This is a genomic window from Methanobrevibacter sp. V14, assembly GCF_963082475.1.
In the GTDB taxonomy this organism is placed as follows: domain Archaea; phylum Methanobacteriota; class Methanobacteria; order Methanobacteriales; family Methanobacteriaceae; genus Methanocatella.
On the sequence record NZ_CAUJAM010000017.1, the window covers coordinates 1 to 7,277 of the forward strand.

Consider the following 7,277-nt stretch of genomic DNA (forward strand, 5'->3'; position numbering starts at 1 on the left):
ATAAATGACAATATAAAAAAATAAGGAAAAATATAAGAGAATCCATTAAAGAAAATTAATGGAATCATACCAAAGTTATGGCATTTGGTACTTTTCTCAAAACATTTTCTTTAACAGGAATCATTGTTGATGAGGCGATGGAAATATCGGCTTTGCCTGCAGCAGTTTTATCATCCATTTCACCAATGATGGTTGCATCCAAACAATCTTGCAAGTTTGCTACAGTATTGTCCAATACCCATTTATCAACATCTGAAATAATGATTTCATCAACTTGTTTATCAATTTTTTCTGCAATAACCCAAGAGATGAATCTTCCGCCATGCAAAGCAATGGTTTTACCATCAGCAAGTTTTACCAAATCATCTAAAGAGTGTTTTAGATTAATATTTTCATACATTCTTGAGTTTACAAGTGTTGCCCAGTGAGCATCCCCAATTGCATAATCTCCGATTTTGTGGGGATAAATGTTTTCAGGTTCGGCAAGTTTCACTGCAGTGGCGATTGCAAGCAAATCGTGTTTTTGAGCAGGCAATCCTCTATTCGGAAATTCCTCATTAATAATTTGAATTATTCTTGGAAGACCGAACTTGCCTCTTCTTGCGGTTCCAGGTTCATATCCACACATATATCCATGGTGGTTTTTAGGAAAACCGGTAATTACCATGTTCAATCCAGATCTAAGTCCTGCTCTTACTTCATGTTCATATGCCCCATTAGTAGCTACAACTTTTCCCGGAGCCAATATTCTTGCAGCTGCAATAGTTTTTGCAAATCCTTCAGTTGCATTTTCACATCTGTTAAATGGTCCGCCCTCCACTACAACAACGTCCGCACCGATTTCAATTGATTTTTCAAAACCAATAATTACTTCATCATATCCATCACCAACGAACATGATAGACTCTACACCTTTACCATATTTTTTACCTAGCTTTGCTATATCTTCTGCTTCCCTTAAAGGTGCAGCATGACCGCTTCCACTTTGTTCAGAGGTTACATTAACCGCAACAGATGATGCTAATTTAATCCAACCTTCCTTATCATCTTTTTGCTCTAACTCCTTGTCAATTAAACGTTCATGGATTCTTTCGCGAGGACATTCAGTGAATGCAGGTCCCTCATTGTAACATTCACCACCACATCCTGAGATATTTCTTGGAAGTCTCATTGCACCATTTTCACCAAAATGATCAAGGTCTAAAGGTACATCCACTATTTCATGAACCTTTTCCATTACTTCAAGACCAGTCATTCCAAATTTTTCACCAATATCTGCAAATGCATATGCACAAATGTGAATCGGTGCTCCAATGAAATCAGATAACCTACAATTTCCAAGTAAATCCATTAATTCTAAATCAGATGCACATGTCCCAGCTACCACTTCAGTTAAGTCACATCCTAACGGAAATCTTTTAAATTGCATTCCCAATTTCATTGTTTCTTCTAAGGACAATTCTGAAATAGCATCTACAACAGACCCTACATCTTTATCCATTTTTGATATGGCAATTGCTGCCTCATCATCATGAACCGCTTTTTTTATTAAATCATGCATGAAAAACTACCTCAATTAATATAATCAATATAAATAGTTCGTATAATCTTAAATAAATAATTTTCGTTTTTAGGCATGACTAAAATGGATTTGTAAATAAAATATAAAGCAAATAAAAATTATTACTATATTATTCAATCAATATAAATAGTATTACATAGTATTACGAATATTGGTTAAAAATATAAATTTTTAATACGAATAATAGCGGTAAAAAATGATATGTAAAAATTTATATATTGTAAGAATATAAAATACTATCATTACTACATGCCATTATAATAAGCATATACATTATTTAAAAAACGGTAAGAATTGTTCTTATTACTCCATTAATTTTAAAATTATGACACATTTTAAATAATCGGTGTGTAGTAAAAACTTTTTATAAATTCTATAAAATTTGTGGAAAGTATTTAAATATATATGTTTTAAGGAGAAAAAAAAATGAAAGTAGCAATTTTAGGTGCAGGATGTTACAGAACACATGCTGCCGCAGGCATTACCAACTTTGCAAGAGCTTGTGAAGTTGCAGAAGCAACAGGGAACGAAAAAATATCAATGACCCACTCCACTATTGAAATGGGTGCTGAATTATTGGAATTAGCTGGAGTGGATGAAGTAGTTGTTTCTGATCCAACTTTTGATGGCGAATTTACTATCTGTGATGATTTTGACTATGCAGAAGTAATGGCAGCTCACAAAGCAGGAACCCCTGAAGATATAATGCCAGCGATAAGAGCAAGAGTAGCTGAATTAGCTGAAACTGTCCCTAAACCATCAAAAGGAGCTATTCACTTTACCCACCCTGAAGATTTAGGAATGAAAGTGACAACAGATGATTGTGAAGCAGTAGCTGACGCTGACTGGGTAATGACTTGGTTGCCTGAAGGTGGAATGCAACCTGCAATTATTGAAAAATTCGCTGACAACATTAAAGAAGGCGCAATCGTAACTCACGCATGTACTATCCCAACTACAGGATTAAACAAAATCTTCGAAGATTTAGGAACAAATGTAAACGTAGCTTCCTACCACCCAGGCGCAGTACCTGAAATGAAAGGACAAGTTTACATTGCTGAAGGATATGCTGACCAAACTTCCATTGACACTTTATTAGACTTAGGTCAAAAAGCAAGAGGATCTGCATTTACCTTACCTGCAAACATGATTGGTCCTGTATGTGACATGTGTTCCGCAGTAACTGCTATTACCTACGCAGGTATTTTAGCTTACAGAGATACTGTTACCCAAATCTTAGGTGCACCTGCCGGATTCGCACAGATGATGGCAAATGAAGCTTTAACCCAAGTAACTGCATTAATGCAAGAAGAAGGCATCGACAAAATGGATGCTGCATTAGATCCTAAAGCTATGTTAGGAACTGCTGACTCAATGAACTTCGGATCATTAGCAGAAATCGTACCTACCGTACTCGATTACTTAGGTAAAGAAGAATAAACACAATAAGTTAAATTGTTGATTTTTATCAACAATTTATTTAACTTATTTTTTAATCGTTGAGACAATTAGCTATTAAAAAATGAGTTATCTATTTTTTTGACAATTAATGTGAGAGTTAGATGTTATATGATTGAAAAAATTTTAAATAAAGCAAAACAAGGGAAAAAATTAAGTAATGAAGAATTTTTAGAATTATTGGAGATAGATAATGATGAAGATTTAGAAAAATTATTTAAAGTTGCCTGTGAAATACGGGATAAACAATCAAAAGTAATAAAACTAACTTCCACAGTACACATAACTAACAAATGTCAAATTCAGCCAAGATGCACATATTGCGGATTTGCAGAAGAAACATCATCAAAAGGTTACTATAATGCTTTTTATAAAACAAATGAGGAAATTCTAGTTGCAGTTAAATCAATCCAAGAAGCCCATATTCCTCGCGTAAGTTGTTCTGGAGGATATGGTTATAACGGGAAACAAGCAGTGAATGCTTGTAAAATTATAAAAGAAAATAGTGATTTGGAAATCCTTGTAAACGTGGGCGGGGATTTAACTGAAAAATCCATAAATGATTTGGCGAAGTTAGGTGCAGATACAGTTTGCTGCAATCTAGAAACCATAAATGAAGATATTTTTTATCAAAGAAAACCTGGAGACTCACTAGATCAGAGAATTTTGACTTGTCAAAGAGTGAGTGATGCGGGAATTGGTCTGTCTTCAGGACTGCTTTTGGGACTTGGTGAAAGTAAAGAAGATAGAATAAAACATTTACGCTACCTATCTAACTTTAAGACTTTAGAAGAAATTCCAATAATGGGTTTTAATCCATACGAAGACACACCAATGTCTGAATACCCTCCATTCCCATTAAAAGAACAATTAAAAATGGTAGCTATTATACGTATAATGTATCCTGAAATTAGAATTACCATGCCAACTCCAACTGTTGGACCTGAAAACGTAGAATTCTCACTTAAAGCAGGAGCTAACAATTTAGCTACAGTTATTGCAGACAATTATCCTCACGAGGTCAAAGGCGTAGGTGCTCCGGAATATGGCAATTATTCTGAAGTAGTGACAGTTATTGAAAACTTAGGATTAATACCTCAAACTATTTAATTACTGTTTTTAAGATATGATAGTATGGCATTTGAAAAAATGATTAAAAAGGCGTTTGAAGAATCTAGAAATAATTGCAGATTTGGAGACACTCTTGAAGAAATAGGTGAAATTCAGAATTATATCAAAAATGCTGAAAAAATTTATATTCCCAATAAAAATGGTATTAAAGTAGAAGTTTTAAACCAAGTCTTAAATGAATATGGATTGCAAAATGCTCAAATTCTCCATATTAATACCAATACTGCAGACACTAGTAGAATACCTGCTCTTGCAAAAGCTTACATGGCACTAGATCAAAGTGATGCTGATTTAATTATTTCAAGAGGAAGACTCGGGATTCCAGGATCCGGTTCACTTTTAATTTTTATTGACAATAAAGGAAGGATACTTACTTGTGCAACTTCTCCTTCACATTTAATTCATGGCAAAACTCTTGAAGAGGCAGTTTATAGTGAGGCATGTGAAGCACTTGAAAAAATCGGATTTAAAAAGAAAGGCTAAACTATGAATGTTGATACCGGAATAACTTTTGAAATATTTACAATTAAATCTGAAACCAGATTAATCGATATTTTTAATGAGATTATTGATAAAAAATCCCAGGCTGTTTTTAATTACGTTGAAAGTTTAATGATTGAAAGCAATGCCAAAATAATTGTTATTGGAACTTATTTTACCGGCGTAGGTATTGTCAAGAAATTAAGCGAAAAATACACAAATATATTGCTAATTGACATCTATCCTCATTTAAAAGAATTATTGGATACTGCAATTGGAGGGGATGTTAAAAATAGTGTTGATTTTTCATCTGATTTGGATTTAATATATACCGGAGATGTTGTAATCGATACTACCGGTTTTGGCGGAATCAATGTTGAGATGTCATCCAAAATTGATGTTGACACCTTTATAATAGAAGATCCTACTGCAGAAGACAACGACAAGCTATTGAAAAATAAAAATAATATTCATGAAAGACTAGAAGTAGTGCATGCTAAAAATAAAAGGATTCTAAAAACAAAAGGAATAAATAGTAAAACCTCCGGAACAATGACACTAACAATCGGCATTTTGATAAATGTACTGAATAGTTGTCTTAAAAGAGATGGGGTGCTTTATAGTGCATGTGAAATGGGTTTTTTTGAAGAAGTAATCTTTAAAGAACATGATATTGAAAAATTTATCCAATTAGTGGATAAACCTGCTTTAAAAGTATCTACAATTGATTTATTTAGTTGTGATAAGTTTATATGTGAAGAGATTAATAAAATTAATTCTGATTTAAATGAAGCTTAAAGAAATTATTGATTTTTTAGATGAAAAAATACCTGAAGATTTGGCTCTGGATTTCGATAATATTGGATTTATGGGAGAATATGATTTGAATTCTGATATTGATTCAATTAAGATTTTAATGGATTTGTGGAGAGCAGATGATAATTTCAATACCTCCACATTAATCATCACACATCATCCGACATTATTTAAACCAAAAACGCCAACTTACACTATCCATTCAAATTGGGACATAATTGATGGCGGTTCTAATGAAGCACTAGCTGAATGTCTTAATTTAGAAGTTGTTGATTATTTTGATAAAAAAACACACCTCGGACGTGTTTGTAAAACTGATTATAACTTTAAGCAATTAAAAGAAGTTATTTTAGATAATTTTAAATATGCCGGAATTGTAAATAACTTAGATGATGAAAAATGTTTAAGTAAAATCGGAATAATCTCAGGTTTTGGTCTTAACAATCCGGATTACATTAAATTAGCCAAGGATGAAAAATTAGACATGCTGATTTCAGGAGACATTACTCAAGAAACGGCAATTATCGCAAAAGAATTAGGAATTACCTTAATAAATGTTGGCCATCATGAAAGTGAAGTCCCAGGATTATATAAATTAGCTAAATTATTAACTGAATTAAACATTAACATAGAAGTAATTGACAAAAACCCAATTGAGAAATTAAAGTGAAAAAATGGCAGATGAAATCCAAAAAATGGAAGATAAACAGGTTCCGATAGGAAGAATCGATCTTGTGGGATGTGGAAGATTAGGTTTAAGAATTGGAATAAACTTAATTCAGGTTCACAGAGGAGGGCCAAAAGTTATTGGTGCTTTTGATGGTCAAGAAATTGATGGCGGAGATGTAATTTTCACAATGCTGGGTGCTGAAAACGGACAGCAGAAACCTGATTTTTTAAAACAATTATGCACACATGATGAAAATTACAGGAAGGTTGAAAGTTACTGTGAATACATTGATGATGATAATTTAGATTTGCTTAAAGGAGATGTTGTAATTATTGTTATTGCCGGTGGAAATACAATACCTACAGCAGCTAAAATAATAAAACATGCCCATGAAAGAGGAGCAATGACAATTGGAACTGCAGGAATATTTGGTTTTGGTAATGAAACAATTGATATAAAAGATATTTCCGAATATGATGATTCAAATCCTGCTGTTGAAGAGCTGAAAGCTCAAGGAATTACTGAAAATCATCTGGTTTTAACAACAAATAAATTAATCAGAGACAATGAACCTGTAACTCCATATACATTAGATGAAGTTGCAAAAATGATTACAATGACTGCATTAAAAGAATTAAGAGATAAAAATGATTAAAATAGCTACTGCAGAATGTTTTACTCAGGGAAAAATTGGAAGAGAAATACATGCCCTCGCACAAGATTACAAAGGTAATTTTGGTCTTGATTATATTGAAAATCCAAAAGATTATGGCAATTTTGATTATAATGAACTGAGTGTTACATGCAGTTTATTTATCCCCACTCTTGAAGCCGTTGAAAAAATATTAAACATTCCAAATCCCCCCAAGCCTAATAATTTAATTAAAGGAATTAAGGTTTATGATGAAGAGGGAGATAAAAATGTTTCTAAAATTATGGCAAGAGCTATTAAAAAAATGAGTGAATGTGATATTGCTATTGGAACCACTGCAGGAGTTGGCCATGGCGGAATTACTATTTTAACAAATAACTATGAAATCACAACAACAAGCGATGTTTATGCTGATTTAAGCAAGTTAAATAGCGAAGAGTTATCTCAAAGGTCCGAATCCGGAATTAAGAAAACATTAAATATATTAT

At 32.8% G+C, this 7,277-nt stretch carries 8 protein-coding genes; 7 read left to right on the plus strand and 1 reads right to left on the minus strand.

The genetic code is table 11. From position 1 onward, the window contains the following. Positions 1-64: 64 nt before the first annotated feature. The gene (gene hmdC / locus Q9968_RS09560; protein WP_305515840.1) at positions 65-1,561 is read right to left on the minus strand and encodes a 5,10-methenyltetrahydromethanopterin hydrogenase cofactor biosynthesis protein HmdC; all 1,497 of its coding nucleotides are present in this window, start codon (positions 1,559-1,561) and stop codon (positions 65-67) included. Positions 1,562-2,008: 447 nt separating this feature from the next. On the opposite strand from hmdC, the gene hmd reads away from it, so the two are divergent. The 7 genes from hmd to Q9968_RS09595 all read left to right on the plus strand — a co-directional run. Beyond that, positions 2,009-3,022, plus strand: a complete 1,014-nt coding sequence (gene hmd / locus Q9968_RS09565; protein WP_305515842.1) for a 5,10-methenyltetrahydromethanopterin hydrogenase — start codon at positions 2,009-2,011, stop codon at positions 3,020-3,022. A gap of 129 nt (positions 3,023-3,151) precedes the next feature. Beyond that, positions 3,152-4,150 (plus strand): 5,10-methenyltetrahydromethanopterin hydrogenase cofactor biosynthesis protein HmdB, encoded by a 999-nt coding sequence (gene hmdB, locus Q9968_RS09570; RefSeq protein WP_305515845.1) that lies wholly within the window; start codon positions 3,152-3,154, stop codon positions 4,148-4,150. A 24-nt stretch (positions 4,151-4,174) separates the two neighbouring features. Continuing rightward, a complete protein-coding gene (locus tag Q9968_RS09575; RefSeq protein ID WP_305515847.1) occupies positions 4,175-4,654 on the plus strand; it encodes a DUF3236 domain-containing protein in 480 nt (159 codons plus the stop codon). A 3-nt stretch (positions 4,655-4,657) separates the two neighbouring features. Further along, positions 4,658-5,449: an SAM-dependent methyltransferase HcgC family protein gene (locus Q9968_RS09580; RefSeq protein ID WP_305515849.1), complete on the plus strand. Its 792-nt coding sequence runs from the start codon at positions 4,658-4,660 to the stop codon at positions 5,447-5,449. Continuing rightward, positions 5,439-6,137 (plus strand): Nif3-like dinuclear metal center hexameric protein, encoded by a 699-nt coding sequence (locus Q9968_RS09585; protein WP_305515851.1) that lies wholly within the window; start codon positions 5,439-5,441, stop codon positions 6,135-6,137. Before Q9968_RS09580 ends, Q9968_RS09585 begins: the two co-directional genes overlap by 11 nt. Positions 6,138-6,141: 4 nt before the next feature. Beyond that, a complete protein-coding gene (locus Q9968_RS09590; protein ID WP_305515853.1) occupies positions 6,142-6,792 on the plus strand; it encodes a hypothetical protein in 651 nt (216 codons plus the stop codon). Beyond that, positions 6,785-7,277, plus strand: a 493-nt coding sequence (locus Q9968_RS09595; RefSeq protein WP_305515855.1) for a FeGP cofactor biosynthesis protein HcgF family protein, incomplete at its 3' end; no start/stop codon positions are given. The genes Q9968_RS09590 and Q9968_RS09595, both read left to right, overlap by 8 nt.